The following is a 20,675-nucleotide window of genomic DNA, read 5'->3' on the forward strand; positions in this document are numbered from 1 at the left end:
CGACCTATTCCAGACACACATTATGGCCGACCTCAAGTTCCCCACCAACACAACTTAAACATGAGAAACACTTACTGCCACAAAGGAAAACAAGCCAAAACAGACACACATTTTGGCCTATAACCCCAAAGATGCACCTCCGTCACTGCTCATTCCGCGCATCATCTGCTCGTACATCGACGTATCCAGCAGGGAGAGCGGGGGGACGTTGAAGAATTCCGCCACTGCGGCGATGTCCTGGATGGTCCAGGAAGTCTTGCCGGTCATCTTCGCGGACACGGCGCCCCTCTTCAGCCCCAGTGCCGCGCAAAGTGACTGCTGGGTCATCCCGCGGCCGGTCAGCTGCATGTTGACGTTCCAGATGAATACCTTCTGCAGGTAGTCGCCGAGTCCATTGGATTCGGGCGACGATTCGATTTTTGCCATATCAAGTCCTTTCAAATTGGAGTTGTCCAATATCGATGGACATAATCCTACAACAATGATTTGCTGCTGTGCAAGTTTCTTGATATATTGTCTATTGTGAATGGACTGACGGCAAAAATAATGGATTCTCCGATGCGTCGCTATATGACGGCGGCGGGTCTGAGCTGCCGAGACCTCGCGAGGGAGATGGGTACGTCCAAATCCTCGGTCGCGGGAAAGGTCAACGGCTCGATACCATGGCAGCAGTCCGACCTGATCTGGCTGGCCATTCACCGAAACCTGTCCCCTGGGTATGTGCTCGGCATCGACGCCTATCTCACGGATGGCGGGTGGAAACCCGAAACGAGAATCCCCGGACCGGCTGGAACCCGGCGCGGGGATTGAACGGCAACAACCATGGAGCCGCGGGCGCGCATATCCGCCAAGATCAGACGCCCGTCGTTCCGATTCCCCGAAGGAGGGTCATCGCCATGACCGATTCTACCAATACCGCCGGCATTCGCCCGGCATCCGTCTTCGAGCCTAATCGCCAGCGCGACGCCGCGCGGCGGACGACGCGGGCCGGCGGCAAAGTCGATCTGCGCATCGCGAAGGCGCATGTGCTGTCCATGCTCGCCCACCCGTCCCGGGGCTCGCGCCGCTGAGGCGCGCGTCCGCGGACCGTTTCCCCGATACCGGCCGAACCATGTGGTGGCTGGTCGTTGCCGCCGTGTGCGTGTCCGGCGGCGTTCTCTCGTATGCGTTGTGCCGCGCCGCCCGTCTGGGCGACGACATCGGCGCGAGGCTGCGCGAACGCCGCGAAGCGGACCCGGCGCATGACGGCGGGAAGGTCGAACGATGAGCAGCAGAGCCGAGAACTGGGCATGGGAGCGCGACGACGTCAAGGGCATCACCAAGTTCGTGCTGGTGTACCTGGCCCGCCGCGCCTACTACGACGATGGCGCCGCCGCGTGGCCGAGCGTGGAGACCATCGCGTTCAACTGCGGGTGCTGTGAGCGCACCGTGATCCGTTCGTTGCAGGAGTTGGAGCGCAAGGGCTACATCAGGCCCGGCGATCAGGAGATGTCGGCGCGCAACCCGCGCACGCGCAAGCCGATCGCCAAGGGACACCGCTCGCGCGTATGGGACGTCGTCATGGACGGCGACCACGCCGCCGAGAACATCGAGGAGAAGCCCAGGAATCTGGACGCGCTGGCGGAAGGCGACGGCAAACCGGATCCAGACAAGGACAATTTGTCACCCGACGGATTGTCACCCGAACCGAAGGGCGTGGAGCCGAGGACAAATTGTCCCGGAATCTTGGACAGAAAGTCACCCAATAGACAAGTGATAAACAATTCTCCCCTCATCCCCTTCGGGGATGCTCCCCTCAACGCCGAACAAGCCTCCACGAAGACCGAACCCGTTCCGGCGACCGATTGGGGCAAGGCCCTGCCTCCAAGGGGCTGCAGGAACCCGCTATGGGTGCCCGAACCCGGCAAGCTGCCCGAGCCGGTCACAGAACGCGCCGGCCAGGAGGTGCGCGTGCTCGACGGCATCCGCCGGCGCATGCTCGCCGTGGACCAGAGGTTCGATGTTCCGGCGACCATGGCCGACCGCAAGGCCGTCCACTCGCTGCTGATCGATCGCCCGTACGGCGAGATCGTCGCGACGATGGACTGGGCGTACCGCAACCGCTACTGGCTGCCCCGGCTCACCAGCGGCGCCAGGTTCGCCGCGAACTACGTGCAGCTGCGACTGGAAATGCTCACCCATCCCGATCCGACGGGCAAGCGGGCGCCAGACGCCCCGCTGCCGGTCGTCAAGGACCCCAACCGGGCGATACCGGTCAGCTCGTCGTCCGCGAGCCGCGTGCCGATCTACGGGGCGGCGCTGCTGCGCACCTCGCTGTGTCAGGAACACATCGAAGGCGCCATCTCGCAGGAGGCGTGCCCGGTATGCGCGTATGACAAACGCAACCACGCCACCCACGACGTCGCCGGGCGCCGCAAGGCGAAAGCCGTTGCGCCGGCGGAGGCGGTGCGGCCATGAGCGGGGACGGGCAGCGTCTTGAGGCGTGGAAGAAGGCCGGCGAATGCCGCGATTTCCCGCAACCATGGTCCGACTACCTGTGGTCGCTGGAGTTCGAGCATCGTCCCGGCGACGCGAAGGCGTTCCACTCGGTCGCCAAGGCCGTGTGCGAACGATGCCCGGTACGCGCCGAATGCCTGGCCTATGCGGCCAGCGGCGGGCTCGAATGGGGCGTGTACGGCGGCAAGGTGTGCACCGACCGGCGCAGGATCGCGCGCATGGCCGAAGCCGACGGCGTCCCCTGCCGGGACCGCGGCCTGCCGTGGCCGCAACGCTGGCGGCTGCTCACGGACTGGATACGCACCCATCGGAACGTGTTCGACGAAGCCACCGACGAGGCCAGCGCCGAACGCCAGCAACGACGCCTGCGCGCACGGGGCAGGACGGCCAATCGCCCCGCCCCGCATGAGCCGTCAGGCAATCAAACATTCAAACAAGCAGGAATCCAAGCAATCAGACAAGCAGACAATCAGGCGGCCGACTGATCAGGTTCGCGTGATCGCCGGCAATCGCAAAGGAGAAGAACGAATGCGCATCGCCATAGCCAACGCCAAGGGCGGGGTCGCGAAGACCACGTCCAGCATTTACATCGCCTCGGTCATCGTTTCCAGGGGCGGCAGCGCCGTCGTGTACGACGCGGACCCGCAGTCCAGCGCGAGCCTGTGGGCCGCCGCCGCTGAACAGACCGCGGACCCGCTGACGTTCGACGTGCTTCCGGCCAACCAGGCCACGCTCCGTCAGCTCGCCGCGGGAGCGGACCCGGACGAATGGGCGATCATCGACGCGCCGCCGCAGGGGCCGACCCTGGACATGGCCATCAAGGCCGCCGACTTCGTGATCGTGCCGGCGTCGGACTCGCCCATGGACCTCCAGCAGGCATGGAGCACCCTCGACATGGCCAGGATGAGCACGCCAGCCGCGCTGCTGCTGGTCAAGGCCGAACGCAACACGAAGGCGTTCCGCGACACCATGGACGCGCTCAACGCCATGGACACGCCCCGGTTCGACACGATCGTGCCGAAGGCCCAGTCCTACAAGCGTTCGCTCGGCACCAACCCGCACCAGCTGGGCGAATACCGGGACCTCGTCACCGAACTCCAGCAGATCGCCGGAAAGCAGGAGTGAGACCATGCAGGGCAACTACCAGCCACTGGCACGGCCGGTGCCGTTCGACGACGTGCTGCGTCAGCAGAACAAGACCTCCAAGACCACGGGCGAACCGCTGGTCATGCTCTCATTGCGCATACCCGTGTCGCTCAAGACCCGGCTCAAGACCACGGCCGCCGCGCACGGACTGCCCATGCAGCAGCTCCTGCGCGTCGCCATCGAACGCGAGCTCGACCGGCTCGACGGCGACGATGAGCCGTAACCCGTCAGACAATCAAGCAATCCAACAAGTCAGCACCCAAACATTCAGGCAGTCAAACATGCAGACGCAATCCGGCAAGCCGGCGCGTCTGCGGAAAGGAGACACTATGGACTATTCGATGGAGGTCTCCGTGCTCGGCGACCGGATCAGCATCGGCGAGGAGGCGCACGTCATCACCCTCGGCGTGAACACGGGATTCCCCGCGGGCTCCACGGCGGGACTGGCGTACACGCTCTCGCCATTGCAGGCCCGCGTGTTCGGCGCGCAGATGCGCGCGGCCGCGGACGCCGCCGAGGGGCATCCGGGCATGCCGTCCGACGAGGAGGTGAACGCGGCGGCGAAGGTGTTCTGCGGCGGCGTGTGGAACGGGTTCGACCCCGCCAGCATGATGCCGACCGAACAGTTCGACCGGTTCTGGGGCGACGGCGAGGGCCACCAGCTCTACCTGGAGATCGCGCGCCACGCGCTCATCGCCGCCCGCATGTCCATCCTCGCCGGGCAAAACGAAAGCTGACAAGCAGACAAGCCCGCATACAGGCAATCAAATAATCAAACTTGACTGCATGCAGTCAATCGGACATGCAAGCAATCAAGCAAGCCAACAAGCAGAAAAGCAAACAATCCAACAATCAGGAACGGAGCAGAACCATGAACGACAACCATAATGAAGAAGAAGAGCCCTTCGACGGCACGAGCGAGGATTCCACGCTCGAAGACCAGATGAGCGCGCATATCGCTGCCATCGCCGCCAGCGGCGTCGCCGCCGAAGCCGAAGCCCTGGCCAACCGACAAGCCGACATGGCGGCCAAGGAACGCCACGAAACCAGACTGGCGCTCCTTGCCGCCGTCACCGTCATCGCAGGTCTTATGGCCTATGTAATCACTCGCATCGTCAAATAAAGACGATGTTTCTGTCGCCTATCATTTCAGGGACGGGTAATTCCTTGAATCCACGTCCCTGAAAGGCGCGCGTTTCCCATTTATGCAATTAGGATGCCCCGTCAATGAGCTGAGCCATCGACTCGCCACAGCGGCGACACCCTCCATCCGTCAGGGAATCCCATGTCAGACTTTGGAATCTGAGGGTACCTGTCCATGAGGGAGATGAATTTCTCCGTCCATGCGGGTCCGTCGATCTGGGATGTCAGGTAGTTCTCCATGGTGAGGAATGCAGCGGGGCCGGAGGACTTACGGAAGATATCCCAATCGTTGCCCCACCAACCCTTTGCATGGGATCCGCTGCGATGCTTCGGCAGTTTCGGCGCTATGCGGGTGCTGGTTTCGTTCCAGAAGCGATCGTGGTGCGCGGTCATGTTCCGGGCCTGCCGGATAGTCTCAAGCCAATTGGAGAGGATTTTGGCGTCGCCGCGTACGGCGGGATTCGGGTTGGGGTTGAAGATATGCAGCCTGGTGGCCAGGCTTTCTCTTGATATGGTCTGGCGCTCCTTGGTAGAAGTTCTCCTTGAGTGTTCCGTAGCTCAGGCATCCGACGATCATCCAATACGGAGGCAGCGGATCGCTGTAGGTACTCCGGAAATGCCTGAGGTACGGAAGATTTGATTTGGTGAATGTCGAACGCAACGAGGAAAGGCAAGCCAGATGGTCGTCATAGCTCAACCCCGGGAGTCCTTCCCGTGTCATGTAGCCGAATTCGCCGCCGAATACCGATAGTTCATGGGCGAGGAAGCTCTTGAGATAGATCTCGATGGTGACGATGCCGTCGAATACCAGCATCCGCAGTTCCTGATCGAACAGGTATCTATCCCAGATATCCTTGAATTGCACATCTTGACGGAAGGGCAATGAGCGCTTCGCCGACTGCTCCGATACCGGGGTGAGGAACGGATACCAGTACCCTTTCAGCCGGAAGTATCCCACTTGCTCGATTCGGCGCTCAAGCAGCTCACGACTTATTCCGGACAAACCGTTGTCAATAAGCTTGGCCGATAAATCATCCAATGATTTCGGCGGATGCTGCGGATAGGGGCGGAGCTGTGGAGTATCATTCTCGTCCATCGTTCCTCCGATAAGAAAAATGCCACCCTAGTGTGCTTCAGTGAGAGGCAATGGTGGCTTTTAACATCGCTAATTGTAGCGAATATATCGCCTTTCGTAAAGATACAGAACACTCCGTACATCTAGTATCCAAAGCAGAGCGATGCACTAAATGTAGTATTCGCGTCATGTTTCATCCGTGAACGGGTTGCCAATCTTCGTCACATGTCCGCCGCAGCGTCGCTCGATGCGGGGTGATGCTGATGGTGCGTTCGGGGTCCGGCGGCCGGCCGTCGGGCTTGCGGGCGTGCTTTTCTTCCAGGGACCCGGGAGGAGGCGGGTTCTGGAGTCCCCGTCTCCTCCCTTTCCCGGAGAGGGGCTTGTGATCGCATGTGGGAAAGGATTTCGTATGAGGTTCGGGAAGAAGGGCACCGGCGCGGTGGCGTCGATCACTGCCGCCGCGGCGTTGCTGGCCTGTCTGGTTCCGGTCGCGTTGGCCGATAACGGTGGCGGTGGTTCCGGCGAGGATGGCGGCGGTTCGGGCGGTGGTCCGACGCAGACGGCCGATGTGCATTGGATCTACAAGGATTCGTGGCCGGCCACGCTGGATGGCATGAAGACGGCGTTGAGTGACGCGAAGGTGCGTCTGTCGTCCGATCTGGCGAACGGGCAGAACCAGTTCGTGAACATGAACAAGACTTTGAGCGACGCGATCGATGAGTGCCAACGCTCCTATACGGGTGAGGGGAACGCGGACTGCCGTCTGGTGGCGGTGGGCTACGTGCGCTTGGCGGATGGTTCGTTCAACGGCAGCTACGTGAGCTCGAACGCGAAGAACCGTTGGGAGGCGCAATGGAAGGCCGAGGCGAAGGGCGACTACATGTATCAGGGGCAGAAGTACTCGACCTCGACCACGTGGAAGGACAAGCTCGGCACGCGCAGCGTTGACTCGCTGGCACAGGAGTCGATCAACTCCAACCCGAACGCCTCGTTCCGCGTGATCGTGCTAGCGCAGAACCAGCCGCCGGTCGATTACAAGCTGAACGTGACCACCAGCCACAAGCAGAAGACCGACATGCAGGTCGGCTCCATCGACCCGATCGGCGACGTCATCCACGCAGACAACGGCGGTTCCGCGATCAAGGAGACGTTGAACGGCACCGCGATCATCCATTACGAGAACGGCCCCTACCTGTCCGCGAAGAGCGTGAGCAAGTCGATCAGCTTCTCCAGCAATGGAGACACCCAGCTCGACAATCTCGCCTCGCCGAAGGATTTCGGCATGAAATACTGGGCCGAGGGCTCGTACTGGATCGACATTCAGGTGCCCAAGCAGGGCCGCATGCAGGCGGCCGTGGACACCGCGGACCGCGATCCGGCCGAATCCTGGAAGGTGAGCTCGGTGCCGCCCGAGCCCCCGGTCAAGAAGATTGAGGACGGCGTGAGCGCCGACCGGATGACGAACCGCACCACCATCACGTACGGCACCGGCCGTGGCGGCTACGAGATGCGTTTCCGCGACGTGATCGAAACCAACGGCGTCGAATACTCCGTGGACAACTACAGGCTCATCGACAGGACCGACGGCAACCGCGACGTTTCCGGCGAGTTCGAGATCAATTGGGACAAGGCGTCGAACACGGTGTCGGCCGCTCGGTCGGCGGACAAGGGCGAGATGCCCATGGACCATGTCTACGAATTCAGCTTCGACGTGACCGTGTCGAAACCCTCCGACTTCCAGCAGGTCAGGGACCATGCGTGGGGCCAGTGGAACCACGAGCCCGAGGCCGACGCCGGAACGAAACAGTTCGATACGTGGCGGCCGAATCCCGACAAGAGCTGGATCCGCCTGAACGCGAAGGGCCAGTGGGAGGCGGTCACCGACCCGAAGGAGACCAACCAGACCGGCGCCGACGATATGACGCTTCTGGACGGGGACCGGGTCGCCTCGGTGGTCAACGGCACCATCGCCAAAAACCTCATCCAAGCCCCGGAAGCTCTGACGCTCACGGACGACTGGTCGGCCGCCGACTACCTGTTCGACGCCGACGACAAGTCGAAGATCAAGGTGTACGAGGCCGATGCCGGCACCGATCGCGAGTCCAGCGTCACCGACATCGCCAACCACGGCAGGGACGTTACCGACCAGTGGACGATCACGATGGAAGGCACCACGGTGACCGCCACCGCAGGCCAGGCCTACCGCGAGGGATTGAAGGGTCTGAAGACCGCGAAGCAGGTCACGCTGCTCATTCCCGGCAAGGCGTCCTATGCCAACGGCAAGGGTGCGGGCCAGGTGCGCGACGACTTCGGCAAGCAGTCGAGCGACGAACTGTCGTTCTGCACCACGCCGGATGGCAAGGCGCTGACGAACAAGGGATCCCAGACCGTCAACACGCACACCATCCCCACGAACGAACCGAAGATCTGCGGCTACATACCGCCCGTCGTCAAGGACGTGGTCGGCGAATCCTCGCAGGGAGGCGACCAGGCGTCCGTGGACGGCAGGGTCGTCTACCCGGGCCAGCGCGTGGAATACCGTCTGGAGACGCAGCCCCACCTGCCCGGCAATCTCGCGTACTCCGTCAGCGAGGTGGCGGTCACCGACACCTACGACGAGCATCTTGAAGTGGACAAGCAGACCCTGGAGGTCACCGACCTGTCCACTGGCAAGTTCATCCCGAAAACCGAGTACGAGACCCAGTGGAACGACTCGCAGCACGCGGTGCGCCTCGTGTTCTCCGACGGGTACGTGAAGACCAACTGGCGCAACGGCGCGAACCCGCGCATCATCGTCCGCTTCGAGGGCACGGTCGCCAAGGACGCGCCCACGGACACCAAAATCGGCAACCAGTGGGCATTGACACTGAACAACATGGTCACCCCGAGCAACAGGGTATGGAACGAGCCGCCCGACTTCACGCCGGTGAAGAAGGACACCCAGGCCGACCCGTCCATCAGCATCGACGGCAAGACCGCGCTGCTGGGCGACCAGATCTACTACCGCGTGACCATCGACGCCAAGCAGACCAACCAGGCCTACAAGGTCTGGAGGCTCGGCATGACCGACGACTGGGACGACGAATATCTCTCCCTTGACGCCAAGCGCATCGAGGTCACCGACACCGCGACCGGCAAGGACGTGACCGCGAAGTTCAACATCGCGGCGATCGACGGCGTCGCCTACGTGTACGCCAAGACCGCGGACACGAAGGTACCGGCCACCGGCGAAACCATCAAGGGCGACCCCCAGCCCAAGAACCTCAAGGAATACGCCGAAAAGAAGGACCACGACCCGTTGAAGGAGCCGGCCATCGACCAGTCGATGCTGAGCACGAGCTACGAGGTGAGCCTGCCGATGACCGTCATCAAGGTCACCGACGGACATATCGTGAAGAACAAGGCCACGCAGGTCGTCAACGACACCCGCAAGGACACCAACGAGGTCGCCAACCCCCTCAAACCCGTCAACCCGTCCAAGGACGTGGTCGTGAAGGTGGACGGTGAATCCATCGACAAGCGGAGCGTGTACCTCAATAGCCTGTTCCTCTACCGTCTCGACAGTTCCGTGCTGCCCGCTCACCGCGCCTACCAGAAGGTCACCGACTGGAGCATCACCGACCCGCTCGACACCGAGCATGACCAGTACACCGGCCAATGGGCCGTGTACGCCATGCGCGACCTGACCGAACAGGGCAAGGTGATCGCCCATAAAGGCGTGAAGATCGCCGGCAGCGGCTTCGACGCCGGCGCATACGGCGGCGAACTGTTCACCCTCGCGCAGGACGACGAGGGCGTGGTCACCGTTACCGCGACCCAGCGCATGCTCGACCTCGTCAGCGGCGACAACGAAAGCGAGCAGGCATGGACCGCGTTCATCCAGTGCAAGCGCGTCAAGACCGGAGAACACATCGCCAACCGGTTCGACGAAACCCTCAACGGCACCAAACGGCCTTCCAACCAGGTCGAGACGCACACGCCCGACATGACACCGAGCCTGAAGATCGAGAAATGGGACGAGGCCTCCGGCTGGCCGGCCGGCGACCGCGATCAGGTCAAGGACGCGCTGGCCATGCAGGGCGACACGCGCATCGTGTTCACCATCACCAACACCAGCACCACCGACCCCGACACCAAGCAGGGCGCATGGTACCGCACCAAGGACCTGAATCTCAAGGACCAACTGGTCGCCGGCGACGGCCGGGTGACCGATCTCGAATACCCCGCCGATTGGGACAGCCGCATCCTCAAGCCCGGTGAGAGCGTCGAGGTCAAGGGCGTCCTCAAGGGCGTGACCGACCATCACACCGACCGCGCCACGGTCACCGGCACGCCTCTGATCGAATGCGTCGTCTCCGACCCGGATCCGTTCGACGGCAGGGACGAGACGTCCGCACCCGATGACGCGGTCACGATCGACGGCAGGCTCGTCTGCCCCGATACCGAGGTGGTCAGCAACACCGACGACTGGAACGGCTACCGAACCGGGCTCGCCCACACCGGCGCCGCCATCCAGGGCATGATCGCCGCGGCGATCACGCTGCTCGCCGTCGGCGTGGGACTGGTCGCCGCCCGCAGGTTCAGGCGCGGGAACAACGCCGGCGGCCGCCACTCCGGCACGATGCAACCCGTCGATGCCGAGGATGCCGACGCGGATGCCGTCGAAACCGCCGATCCGGTTCCCGGCGGGCAATCCGTGGTCTGACCGAAGCGGCAGGGACCGTTCCCTGCCGCGATGATTCTTCCGGCCGGACGACAATCCGGCCGGAACCCCGCCGGTTCTCTTCCTTCTTCTCTCCCCGGCGGGCATGGCAACGGCCCGGCGCCAACGGTTCAAACCGTTAGCGCCGGGCCGTTCCCTTGCTGCCTTGATTACTTACCGCTTGTCGGGTTCCTCGGAGGCGAGTCGTTCTTCGAGCTGTTCGACGATGTGGTCGTGCATGTTCTCGTCGATCTTGACGGTCAGGAGGAAGACGACGAGGCTGGCGACGATGCCGGCGAGCGGCAGGTAGTAGGCGCAGGTCTTGAACGTGCGGATGTTCGCGGCGGTCATGTCGGCGGCGGTGGCGTTGCCGACCATGCCGGCGGCGACGGCCACGAAGCCCACGATGCCGTTGGACAGCGCGCCGGCGATCTTGTCGAGCATCGGGCGCACGGAGAGGGTGACGGCCTCGTTGCGCTTGCCGGTCTTGAGCTGTCCGTATTCGATGGAGTCGGTCATGCTCAGGATGGCGGTCATCTGGATGGTCTGCGCGGGCAGGTAGAAGAGGACGAGCGCGACGATGACGACGGGCAGGTTCATGGGCGCGATGATGAACAGCGTGTAGCCGGCGATCATGAACGCCATGCCTGCGGTGTACAGCCAGCGGCGCGGGATGCGGCGGTTGAGCACCGGGTAGAGGGGCGTGGTGACCAGTCCGGTGATGACCGGGATGACGCCGGCGATGGAGAAGCTGTCCGGCGCGCCGAGCACGTATTTGAACTGGTAGAAGAGCACGCCGGTGGTGGCGACGTTGGCCACGGAGTACAGCAGGTAGCTCAGGGCGACCCACAGGAGCTGGTCGTTCTGGGCGATGGCCTTGAACGCCTCGATGGGGTTGCCGTTGGCCTCGGCCTTGGCGCGCAGCTCGCCCTGGTTCTCGCGGGTGCCGAACGCGACGCTCCACGCGGTCAGCAGGCCGAGCACGGCGATGATGATGGCGAACGCGGCCCAGCCGGTGCGGCCCTGCTCCCATTGGCCGGTGAACTTCCAGGTGAACCAGCTGACGACGGGCACGACGATGACGGTGACGCCGTTGTAGCCGATGGATCCGGTGAACGCGCCGAGCGCGGTGTACGTGCTGCGTTCGTGCGAGTCGGAGGAGATCGCGGGGATCATGCCCCAGTAGGAGATGTCGCGCAGCGAGTAGATCACGTCCAGCAGGATGAACACGATGACGAACAGGACCATGAACACGCCGGTGTTCACGTCCACGAGGCCGAACAGGCCGGTGAACACCATGATCAGCAGGATGCCGGGCACGAGGCCGCCGATGAACTGCCAAGGGCGGAACCGGCCCCAGCGGGTGTTCGTGTTGTCCACGAGGTTGCCGAGCAGCGGGTCGAGGAAGATCTCCGCGATGCGGATGACCACCACGAGTCCGGTGATCACCGCGATGAGGCGCGCGGCCAGCGTCTTGTCCACGTCGATGAACAGCGCGGTGGTCACGAACGTGATGAAGAACGTGCTCATCGTGTTGTAGAACGCGGCCTGTCCCAGATTGCCGAACGCGTATGCGATCTTCTGCCCCATGTTCCTCGCGGGCGCTGCCTGCGGCTGTCCGGGCGTCGCCGTGCGCTGTGTGGTGGATCCGCTCATGGTGTGGTGGCCTCCTTGCGACCTGTAAAGAATCCGTGCGCGGGAACAGCTCCGATCCCGCAAGACGCGAGTATAGAACTATCTCGAAAAAGTAAAAAACTTTACCGCGTGTCGCAAGCAACGCCAACGAATCGCATTCGTCGATTCGACGCGACGCGCGGGAAAAGGTATCATAGCAGTCGAATTATCGTTGCAATCAATGGATTTGCATAGGTCCTCGCAGTCACCGTCGAGGCATGCGCAAGAAGTTGCGTAAATTAGTAAATATCTTTATCATCGTTGTGCAAGGAGTCACATTCGAAGGCTCCCGCACTGCGGCGGCAACGACGCGACGCAATCCGATGCGAAAGCGAGGACATCATGAACACAACCGACGATCAGCGGAAGAACGGCGATCCGATCGTCTCCCCGTCCATGCCGACGACGGCATGGCTCGCCGACCCGCGCGTGTACGCGGTCCACCGGCTCGACGCCCATTCCGACCATGCGTGCTGGTCGCACGCCCCCTCCGGCGGCGAGGGCACGGATCTCACGCAGAGCCTTGACGGCGAATGGCGGGTCCGCGTCGAGACGGCGCCGGCGAACAGCTTCCCCGACGGGACGAGCGACGGGCCGGATTGGATCAGCGACGTGTCGCCGCTGTTCGCCGCGCCGGGCTTCGACGACTCGTCGTTCCCCCGCGTGCGGGTGCCCTCGCATCTGGAGACCGCGGGACTGCTCGACCCGCAGTATGTGAACGTGCAGTACCCGTGGGACGGCCACGAGGACCCGAAGGCCCCGGCCATCCCCGAGCATGGCCATGTGGCGGTCTACCGACGCAAGTTCGCCGCGGAGGGCGCGGTCGCCCAGGCCATCCGCGAGGGCCGCACGGTGACGCTCACCTTCCAGGGCGCGGCCACCGCCATCTACGTGTGGCTCAACGGCGCGTTCGTCGGCTACGCCGAGGACTCCTTCACGCCCAGCGAGTTCGACGTGACGGACGTCGTCAGGAAGGACGGCAACGTGCTGGCGGTCGCCTGCTACGAGTATTCGAGCGCGAGCTGGCTGGAGGACCAGGACTTCTGGCGGCTGCACGGCCTGTTCCGCTCCGTCGAGCTCAACGCGAGACCCGCCGCCCACGTCTCCGACATCCACGCCGAAGCCGATTGGGAGCCTGCCACGTCGATCGGATCGCTCTCGCTGGACGTGCTGATCGACGGCGCCACGAACGCCGCGACGGCCGACCTCGCGTTGCGAGACAAGAACGGCACCATCGTCTGGCGCACCGCCACGGAAGCGGCCGGAACGCTGCACGCCGAAGCCGAGATCGACGACGCCGCCCCCTGGAGCGCCGAACGCCCGGACCTGTACGAACTGTCCGTCACCCTGCTCGACGCGGACGGCAAGGTTCTGGAGACCGCGCGCACCCGCATCGGCTTCCGGCATGTGGCCATCGAGGACGGCGTCCTCAAGCTCAACGGCAAGCGCCTCGTGTTCCGCGGCGTGGACCGCCACGAGTTCGACTGCCGGCGCGGCCGTGCCGTCACCGAAGAGGACATGCTGTGGGACATCCGCTTCATGAAGCGCCACAACATCAACGCGGTGCGCACCTCGCACTACCCGAACCAGTCACGCTGGTACGAGCTGTGCGACGAATACGGCATCTATCTGATCGACGAGACCAACCTGGAGACCCACGGCAGCTGGAACAGCCCCGGCGACATCCCCGTGGGCACCTCCGTCCCCGGTGACGACGAGGCCTGGCTGGGCGCATGCATCGACCGGCTGGACAGCATGATCATGCGTGACCGCAACCATCCCAGCGTACTCGTCTGGTCGCTGGGCAACGAATCCTACGCGGGCGAAGTCCTCAAGGCCATGAGCATGCACGCGCATCGGCTCGACCCGGGCCGTCCCGTCCACTACGAAGGCGTCAACTGGAACCACGCCTACGATGGGATCAGCGATTTCGAAAGCCGTATGTACGCCAAGCCGGACGAGATCCGCGACTGGCTCGAACACGGCGACGAGCGTGGCGCGGCGAACAAGCCGTTCGTCAGCTGCGAGTACATGCACGCCATGGGCAACTCGTGCGGCGGCCTGAGCGAGTTCATCGACCTCGAACAGTACGAGCGCTACTCCGGCGGGTTCATCTGGGACTACATCGACCAGGGGCTCGTCCAGCGCCTGCCCGACGGGAGCGAACGACTCAGCGTCGGCGGAGAATGGGGCGACCGGCCGACCGACTACGAGTTCGTGGGCAACGGCATCGTGTTCGCCGACCGCACGCCCAGCCCCAAGGCGCAGGAGGTCAAGCAGCTGTATTCGCCGATCATGCTCACCCCCGATGGGCACGGCGTGACCATCGAGAACCGCAACCTGTTCATCGGCACCGACGGCTACGTGTTCGCCGCACGGCTCCTCGAAGACGGGCGCGAGATCTGGCACGCCGACTACCGGTTCGACGTGGCCGCCGGAGACACCCAACGCCATGACATCGCCTTCCCGGACATCGACACGGACGGGAATACGCGCGAGGTCACCTACGAGGTCGATCTCCTGCTCGCCGAAGCCACCGCATGGGCGCCGGCCGGCTACGAGCTCGCGTTCGGCCAGCTTACCGGCACCCTCAACCCCGAACGGGACATCACCGAGACCGATTATGACGACGACGGCCGCGCGACGGTCACGCTCGGCCGGTGGAACGCGGGCATCCGCCGCGACGACGAGGAAATCCTCCTGTCGCGCACCCAGGGAGGCATCGTCTCCTGGGCGCGGGACGGACGGGAAATGGTCATCCGTCGCCCTGAACTCGTCACCTTCCGCCCTCTGACCGACAACGACCGCGGTAACCGTTCCGGATTCGACCGTGCAGCATGGTTCGCGGCCGGCCGCTACGCCATCGTGACCGATACGAGCATCACGCAATCCGACGACGGAGGACTCACGGCCGAATACCGGTACGAGCTCGCCGACCCGGGCCACACGCCCGTGACGGTCGCCTACCGCATCACGTCCGACATGCGCATGCGACTGACCGTCGAATACCCCGGCGATGTCACCAACGCCGCCAGCCTGCCCGCGTTCGGTGTCGAATGGGAACTGCCCGGCGAATACACGCAGCTGCGCTACTACGGACCCGGCCCCGAGGAAACCTACCGCGACCGCAAGCAGGGCGGCAAGCTCGGCATCTGGGACACCACCTCAGAGTCGAGCATGGCGCCGTATCTCATGGTGCAGGAAACCGGAAGCCACGAGGACGTCCGCTGGCTCGAAGCCACCGACATCCAAGGCCACGGATTGCGCGTCAGCCAGCGCGGCGACCGTCACTTCACGGCCAGCCTGCTGCCATGGAACACCTACATGATCGAAGCCGCGCGCCGCCATGAGGACATGCCCGCCCCGCGCCACAACTACCTGCGTCTGCTCGCGGCGCAGATGGGCGTCGGCGGAGACGACTCCTGGGGAGCCCCCGTCCACACGGCCTACCAGCTGCCTGCAGGCAGGCCGCTCACCCTCGACGTGAACCTCGAACTCATCTGACCGGCAACGGGCGGCGGCATGCACCACCATGCCGCCGCCCGTGCATATTCCCCAACACACACCCACAGAAAAGAGACAATCAATCATGGCTGAAGTGATCATCGTCAAGAACGAGGAGGAGGCCGGCGAGATCTACGGCCGTTGCGTCGCGGACCTCATCAAGGCCAAGCCGGACGCGGTGCTGGGACTCGCGACCGGCTCCAGCCCGCTGGCCGCCTACCGCGCCCTCGCCAAGATCGTGAAGGACGAATCCATCGACGTCTCCCAGGTGCGCGGCTTCGCGCTCGACGAGTACCTGGGCCTGCCGCTCGACCACCCCGAGTCCTACCACTCCACCATCCACCGCACGGTCGTCGAACCGCTCGGCCTCGACCCGGCCAAGGTCCACGTGCCCGGCGACGTGCTGAACGGCGCGCCCCTTGAGGACGGCGACAAGATCGCCGCCGCCGGCCCGGCCTACGACGCGGCCATCGAGGCCGCGGGCGGCATCGACGTGCAGATCCTCGGCATCGGCACCGACGGCCACATCGGCTTCAACGAGCCCGGCTCGTCGCTCGCCTCCGGCACGCGCGTGAAGACCCTGGCCGAGCAGACCCGCATCGACAACGCACGCTTCTTCGACAACGACATCAACCAGGTGCCGACCCACTGCATCACGCAGGGCATCGGCACGGTCCTCAAGGCCCGCCACCTCGTGCTGCTCGCGTTCGGCGCCGGCAAGGCCGAGGCCATCGAGGAGACCGTCGAGGGCGGCGTGAGCGCGTTCTGCCCGGCCTCCGCGCTGCAGCTGCACCCGCACGCCACGATCATCATCGACGAGGAGGCCGCCAGCCGCCTGCGTCACAAGGACTACTACCGCTACGCCTTCGCCCACAAGCCGGCCTGGCAGGGCATCTGACAGTAACCGAACCGAACTCGGGCTCCTTCTTTCTCCGCAAAGAAGGAGCCCGAACGCATACAGGAAGGAAATCATGGCACAGGACAGAAACGAGATCGTCGCGCGCGTGACCGCGGCGTTGGAAGGCGAGGCCAAGCCGGTCGCGATCCGCGGGGCGCGCAAGGTGGATGCCCGCGGCGAGCAAAGCGGATATTGGGTGGTCTCGGACGCGCGCGGCGTGATCGTGGCCACCGGTTTCGCGGCGGCGGACGGCAGCGGCGAAGAGGCGTTCGAACACGCCTGCCGCACGGTCGGCATCGACCCGGCCTCCCGCTCCGGCGAGGTGATCGACGCGGCCGGCCGCATCCTCACGCCCGGCTACGTGGACATCCACGCCCACGGCGCCTGGGAGAAGAGCTTCGACGACGGCCCCGACGGCATCGACGTGGCCCGCGCCGGCCACGCGGTCCACGGCACCACCCGCCAGGTGCTCTCGCTCATCACCAACCCGATGGACGTGATCTGCCGCAACATCCGCACCGTGCACGAGAAGATGGCCACCCGCCCCGACATCCTCGGCTGCCACCTCGAAGGCCCGTTCCTCGCCCTGAAGCGCAAGGGCGCGCACGACCCGAACTGCCTCAAGGACCCGGTGCCCGAACTCGTGGACGAGATGCTCGACGCCTCGGGCGCCGACCCCGCCGCCGGCAAGCTCGGCTGCATCTGCCAGATCACCATCGCCCCCGAACTGGAGCACGGCATCGGCGCCATCAAGCAGTTCGCTGCCGCCGGCGTGGTGCCCGCGGTCGGCCACTGCGACGCCGACTATGCCACCGCCCAGGCCGGCTTCGACGCGGGCGCCGGCATCATGACCCACATGTTCAACGCGATGAACGGCCTGCACCACCGCGAACCCGGCCCCATCCCGGCCGCCGTGGAGGACCCGCGCGTCACCATCGAGCTCATCAACGACGGCTTCCACGTGCAGAACCCGATGGTCAAACTCGGCTTCGGCCTCGCGCCCCACCGCATCGCGTTCGTCACCGACGCGATGGCCGCCACCGACTGCCCCGACGGCGCGTACAAGCTCGGCGAACTCGACGTGAACGTCATCGACGGCCACGCCCGCCTCGTGTCCAACGGCGCCATCGCCGGCTCCACGCTCACCCTGGAGGTCGCGGTCCAGCGCGCGGTCAACGAACTCGGCTTCAGCCCCGTCGCCGCCGTCGAGGCCGCCACCCTCACCCCGGCCCGCGCCTTCGGATTCGACAAGGCCAACCCCGTCACCGGAGCCCCGCTCGGCCTCATCGCCCCCGGATACGCCGCCGACATCAACCTCCTCGACCCCACCGACTGGACCGCCCAACACGTCTGGTGCGCCGGCCGCCAGGTGAAGTAAATTCCTTCCAGCAAAATCGACGCCGGTGCCGCCCGTCTTCGAGACGACGTCTTACGCCTGAGGAACGAAGCTTGCGCGCGGCACCAGCTCGGTCGTCAGCAGGATGTGACGACGCACCCGCCGCTCATGCTTCAACCCATCAATCAAGGTGGAGAACGCCATACGGGCCAACTCCCTTTGATCGATCGCATACGAACTCAGCGACGGCGACGTGTACCGGGCGATTGACTGGTTGTTCACACTCACCACGGCCAACTCGTCGGGAACCGCCACGCGCAGTGCGTTCAACGCCTGCAACGCCCCCACCGCGAGCACGTCGGCGGCCACGATCAGACCATCGGGCATGCTGCCGGCCTCACGATGATCGGCCACCAGTTGCTCCGCGAGACGATAACCGTTCTCCACGGTGAACGTGCCGGACGAATACACCAATCCGTCCGTTTCCAATCCCAAGTGCGCAGCCCACTGGCGGAACGACAGTTCGCGGATATCCTCGGGATAGTCATGCGTGCCCATGATGCTGCCCACGCCACCGAGAAACGCGATGCGTCTGCGGCCCGCCGCGATCATCGCGTCCAAGGCATCCAGCATCGTCTGCGACAGATCGGGCCGTACGGAGTCGAACAGGTGCGGTGCCGGATTCGTGTCGATGCACACGCCATGTGGGAGTGCCGCATGCAGGGCGCGCAGGTCCGTTTCGGGAAACACCGTGGCGCCCACGGTGATGAACCCATCGAACTCCGCTGCGCGTTCCGTCAGCTCGTGTATGGACCGGATGAACGTGGGCTGGTCCAATTCCATCGACCCCGCACACTCCGCAAGGACCTTCCGCAGATCGGAGAAGTATGCGTCCTGCAGCTCCTCCCCGGACGGAGGGGCGTCCAGCACAGCGATCGCGGGACGGAACACGTTGCGGTATCCCAGCTCCTCGCATACGCGCAGCACGCGCCGTCGCGTCTCCTCCTTGATGGAGAACGATGGGTCGTTCAGCAAGCGCGACACCGTGCTCTGCGACACTCCGGCCCGTTCCGCGACCTCCTTGAGCGTGGCCATGACATCCTCCCCGCAAACTTTAGTAAAGAGTTTTACTACAGCATAACCCGGGAAGGCATGGTTAGCGGCATTGGCGACGTGGAAGTTTACCCATGACTGGTAGACTGCACATGTCCCGACAAAGGGGCAATGCATAGGATGGCGGGTATATCTCAGCTGACATGCCCGCCATTCTGAAGATTCTTCCGCTGCGGATTCCTTTTCTGACTTTTTCAGATCTACAAATATGTAACGGCAAGTACAGATGCTTCAGTGCTGCTGCACATATGCCGATGACGGCTCGACCAACTTCGCACTCCGGTCTGATTCCGCTGAGTGTGGCGCTATGAATCGAAGAGGCGAGCTTTTGCTTGTTCCTTCCCTTTTCACTGCCCAGACTGGGAAACAGTCTTCCTATACCTATGCGGGGCAACGAGGTTCCTCTGTCCGCCGCTATCCTGCTGGTTTTCCCTGACGATGAGGTCAACGGAGGCCGTTGCCTATCGGGCTCCTTGATCGTCGTCAGAGGAGGCCGTCGTGGATTTGTTGAATCAGGTGCTTCAGTTGTTCGTCAGGTTCGCCACTATCGGTGGTGGCTTGTGGCTGGTGTGGGGCGCCGTTACCTTCGGTGGCGGTCTGAAGGATCATAACGGGCCGCAGACGCAATCGGGACTGTGGCAGATCGTGGGTGGAGGCATGATCATCGCGGCTGCGCAGATTTTCAACGCGGTGGCTCTGGGCTGAGCTGATTCGGGGCCTGCCGTGGAGGACTTCATCGTAGCCATGCTCAACATGATCGGCGGCGGAGGCGCCGGTTCGATCACAGCCGGGCTGTTATCTCAGGCGCCGGAGACGTGGAATCCCGCTCTTTACCAGTTGGCGGTGAACGTGCATGGAGTCGCCGTCAAGCCTCTGACATCGGTGGTGCTCGCGGTCATGTTCACGTTGGAGCTGGCGCGTAACTCGACGCGCATCGAGTCGGACCGTGATCTAGGTGTGAAGATCGTGGCCGGCACCATGTTCAAGATCGCGTTGGTGTTCATCGCCGTGCAGAACGCCAGTCTATTCATTCGGATGTTCAATCAGGTCACGCAGTTCCTCATGCAGGGCGTGTCTTCTCAGATGTCGTATGAGGCGACGGGCGACGGCGGTCAGCTGGGCGATCTGATGCGTGACCAGATTCGCGATGCCGGGGTGATGGGGCAGGCGGCGTTGTTCTTTCTGCTGGTGATCCCGTGGCTGTTGTCCCAGTTGGCGTCGGTGGTGTTCACGGTGGTGCTGTATGTGCGGTTCATCGAATTGTATGCGTTGACAGCGTTCCAGTCGTTGCCATTCGCGTTTCTGGTGCATGAGGACACCAAGCTGATCGGCGTGGGTTTCTTCAAGTCGTATGCGCGCACGTCGGTGAATGCGGTGTGCGTGTTCATCTGTCTGGTGTTCTATCAGCGGGTCGTGGTCGATGCCGTGAAGATCCCGGATTCCGCGGACAAGGGCATGGTGGCGTGGGTGACGGGCAACTTCGGCAATCTCATGATGGCGGGCATCCTGCTGTTCTTCGTGATCGCGGTGAGTCAGCGTGTCAGCCGGGCCATAGCCGGCGGCGAGTAGCCGCCTACCACAACCGGGG

General features: G+C 63.8%; 18 protein-coding genes. 13 read left to right on the forward strand and 5 right to left on the reverse strand.

Features of this window, described 5'->3' with window-relative positions; all coding sequences use genetic code 11:
* Positions 1-117: 117 nt before the first annotated feature.
* A complete protein-coding gene (locus tag JS530_RS10165) occupies positions 118-426 on the reverse strand; it encodes a helix-turn-helix domain-containing protein (RefSeq protein ID WP_214377053.1) in 309 nt (102 codons plus the stop codon).
* Between the two features lie 470 nt (positions 427-896).
* On the opposite strand from JS530_RS10165, the gene JS530_RS10170 reads away from it, so the two are divergent.
* The 7 genes from JS530_RS10170 to JS530_RS10195 all read left to right on the forward strand — a co-directional run bounded on the left by JS530_RS10170 (position 897) and on the right by JS530_RS10195 (position 4,765).
* Positions 897-1,070, forward strand: coding sequence for a hypothetical protein (locus JS530_RS10170; RefSeq protein WP_165775776.1), 174 nt, complete (start codon positions 897-899; stop codon positions 1,068-1,070).
* Positions 1,071-1,263: 193 nt separating this feature from the next.
* Positions 1,264-2,457: a helix-turn-helix domain-containing protein gene (locus tag JS530_RS10175; protein WP_125981988.1), complete on the forward strand. Its 1,194-nt coding sequence runs from the start codon at positions 1,264-1,266 to the stop codon at positions 2,455-2,457.
* Positions 2,454-2,981, forward strand: a complete 528-nt coding sequence (locus tag JS530_RS10180; protein WP_214377054.1) for a WhiB family transcriptional regulator — start codon at positions 2,454-2,456, stop codon at positions 2,979-2,981. The genes JS530_RS10175 and JS530_RS10180 overlap by 4 nt, the downstream gene beginning before the upstream one ends.
* Before the next feature lie 43 nt (positions 2,982-3,024).
* A complete protein-coding gene (locus JS530_RS10185) occupies positions 3,025-3,621 on the forward strand; it encodes a ParA family protein (RefSeq protein ID WP_164514793.1) in 597 nt (198 codons plus the stop codon).
* A 4-nt stretch (positions 3,622-3,625) separates the two neighbouring features.
* On the forward strand, positions 3,626-3,865 hold the full coding sequence (locus tag JS530_RS10850) for a BrnA antitoxin family protein (RefSeq protein ID WP_240541196.1): 240 nt from the start codon (positions 3,626-3,628) through the stop codon (positions 3,863-3,865).
* 106 nt (positions 3,866-3,971) lie between these two features.
* Positions 3,972-4,379, forward strand: coding sequence for a hypothetical protein (locus JS530_RS10190; protein ID WP_043164849.1), 408 nt, complete (start codon positions 3,972-3,974; stop codon positions 4,377-4,379).
* 134 nt (positions 4,380-4,513) lie between these two features.
* Entirely contained in the window at positions 4,514-4,765 is a 252-nt protein-coding gene (locus JS530_RS10195; protein WP_240541197.1) for a hypothetical protein, read from the forward strand.
* Positions 4,766-4,866: 101 nt separating this feature from the next.
* Here JS530_RS10195 and JS530_RS10200 read toward each other — a convergent pair whose 3' ends face one another.
* Together JS530_RS10200 and JS530_RS10205 are read right to left on the reverse strand one after the other, a co-directional pair.
* A complete protein-coding gene (locus JS530_RS10200) occupies positions 4,867-5,298 on the reverse strand; it encodes an Abi family protein (protein WP_214377086.1) in 432 nt (143 codons plus the stop codon).
* Entirely contained in the window at positions 5,201-5,881 is a 681-nt protein-coding gene (locus JS530_RS10205) for an Abi family protein (RefSeq protein WP_214377056.1), read from the reverse strand. The genes JS530_RS10200 and JS530_RS10205 overlap by 98 nt, the downstream gene beginning before the upstream one ends.
* Positions 5,882-6,269: 388 nt before the next feature.
* Here JS530_RS10205 and JS530_RS10210 point away from each other — a divergent pair, with 388 nt between their 5' ends.
* Entirely contained in the window at positions 6,270-10,565 is a 4,296-nt protein-coding gene (locus tag JS530_RS10210) for an LPXTG cell wall anchor domain-containing protein (RefSeq protein ID WP_214377057.1), read from the forward strand.
* Between the two features lie 171 nt (positions 10,566-10,736).
* Here JS530_RS10210 and JS530_RS10215 read toward each other — a convergent pair whose 3' ends face one another.
* Positions 10,737-12,218, reverse strand: a complete 1,482-nt coding sequence (locus JS530_RS10215; protein WP_214377058.1) for a glycoside-pentoside-hexuronide (GPH):cation symporter — start codon at positions 12,216-12,218, stop codon at positions 10,737-10,739.
* 360 nt (positions 12,219-12,578) lie between these two features.
* On the opposite strand from JS530_RS10215, the gene lacZ reads away from it, so the two are divergent.
* The 3 genes from lacZ to JS530_RS10230 all read left to right on the forward strand — a co-directional run bounded on the left by lacZ (position 12,579) and on the right by JS530_RS10230 (position 18,016).
* Positions 12,579-15,740 (forward strand): beta-galactosidase, LacZ type, encoded by a 3,162-nt coding sequence (gene lacZ / locus JS530_RS10220; protein ID WP_214377059.1) that lies wholly within the window; start codon positions 12,579-12,581, stop codon positions 15,738-15,740.
* Positions 15,741-15,825: 85 nt separating this feature from the next.
* A complete protein-coding gene (gene nagB / locus JS530_RS10225; protein WP_214377060.1) occupies positions 15,826-16,638 on the forward strand; it encodes a glucosamine-6-phosphate deaminase in 813 nt (270 codons plus the stop codon).
* Positions 16,639-16,711: 73 nt separating this feature from the next.
* Complete coding sequence (locus JS530_RS10230; RefSeq protein WP_214377061.1) at positions 16,712-18,016, forward strand: N-acetylglucosamine-6-phosphate deacetylase; 1,305 nt, start codon at positions 16,712-16,714, stop codon at positions 18,014-18,016.
* A gap of 51 nt (positions 18,017-18,067) precedes the next feature.
* Here the strand turns inward: JS530_RS10230 and JS530_RS10235 are convergent, their stop codons facing one another.
* A complete protein-coding gene (locus JS530_RS10235; protein WP_055427679.1) occupies positions 18,068-19,069 on the reverse strand; it encodes a LacI family DNA-binding transcriptional regulator in 1,002 nt (333 codons plus the stop codon).
* 516 nt (positions 19,070-19,585) lie between these two features.
* Here JS530_RS10235 and JS530_RS10240 point away from each other — a divergent pair.
* The gene (locus JS530_RS10240; RefSeq protein ID WP_025263185.1) at positions 19,586-19,792 is read left to right on the forward strand and encodes a hypothetical protein; all 207 of its coding nucleotides are present in this window, start codon (positions 19,586-19,588) and stop codon (positions 19,790-19,792) included.
* An 18-nt stretch (positions 19,793-19,810) separates the two neighbouring features.
* The gene (locus tag JS530_RS10245) at positions 19,811-20,656 is read left to right on the forward strand and encodes a VirB6/TrbL-like conjugal transfer protein, CD1112 family (protein WP_214377062.1); all 846 of its coding nucleotides are present in this window, start codon (positions 19,811-19,813) and stop codon (positions 20,654-20,656) included.
* Positions 20,657-20,675: the final 19 nt, after the last annotated feature.

This window comes from Bifidobacterium colobi, assembly GCF_018555455.1.
Lineage (GTDB): Bacteria > Actinomycetota > Actinomycetes > Actinomycetales > Bifidobacteriaceae > Bifidobacterium > Bifidobacterium colobi.

Coding starts and splice junctions, on each gene's coding strand:
- JS530_RS10165 (WP_214377053.1), bottom strand. CDS start 426: ATGGCAAAAATCGAATCGTCGCCCGAATCCAATGGACTCGGCGACTAC.
- JS530_RS10170 (WP_165775776.1), top strand. CDS start 897: ATGACCGATTCTACCAATACCGCCGGCATTCGCCCGGCATCCGTCTTC.
- JS530_RS10175 (WP_125981988.1), top strand. CDS start 1,264: ATGAGCAGCAGAGCCGAGAACTGGGCATGGGAGCGCGACGACGTCAAG.
- JS530_RS10180 (WP_214377054.1), top strand. CDS start 2,454: ATGAGCGGGGACGGGCAGCGTCTTGAGGCGTGGAAGAAGGCCGGCGAA.
- JS530_RS10185 (WP_164514793.1), top strand. CDS start 3,025: ATGCGCATCGCCATAGCCAACGCCAAGGGCGGGGTCGCGAAGACCACG.
- JS530_RS10850 (WP_240541196.1), top strand. CDS start 3,626: ATGCAGGGCAACTACCAGCCACTGGCACGGCCGGTGCCGTTCGACGAC.
- JS530_RS10190 (WP_043164849.1), top strand. CDS start 3,972: ATGGACTATTCGATGGAGGTCTCCGTGCTCGGCGACCGGATCAGCATC.
- JS530_RS10195 (WP_240541197.1), top strand. CDS start 4,514: ATGAACGACAACCATAATGAAGAAGAAGAGCCCTTCGACGGCACGAGC.
- JS530_RS10205 (WP_214377056.1), bottom strand. CDS start 5,881: ATGGACGAGAATGATACTCCACAGCTCCGCCCCTATCCGCAGCATCCG.
- JS530_RS10210 (WP_214377057.1), top strand. CDS start 6,270: ATGAGGTTCGGGAAGAAGGGCACCGGCGCGGTGGCGTCGATCACTGCC.
- JS530_RS10215 (WP_214377058.1), bottom strand. CDS start 12,218: ATGAGCGGATCCACCACACAGCGCACGGCGACGCCCGGACAGCCGCAG.
- lacZ (WP_214377059.1), top strand. CDS start 12,579: ATGAACACAACCGACGATCAGCGGAAGAACGGCGATCCGATCGTCTCC.
- nagB (WP_214377060.1), top strand. CDS start 15,826: ATGGCTGAAGTGATCATCGTCAAGAACGAGGAGGAGGCCGGCGAGATC.
- JS530_RS10230 (WP_214377061.1), top strand. CDS start 16,712: ATGGCACAGGACAGAAACGAGATCGTCGCGCGCGTGACCGCGGCGTTG.
- JS530_RS10235 (WP_055427679.1), bottom strand. CDS start 19,069: ATGGCCACGCTCAAGGAGGTCGCGGAACGGGCCGGAGTGTCGCAGAGC.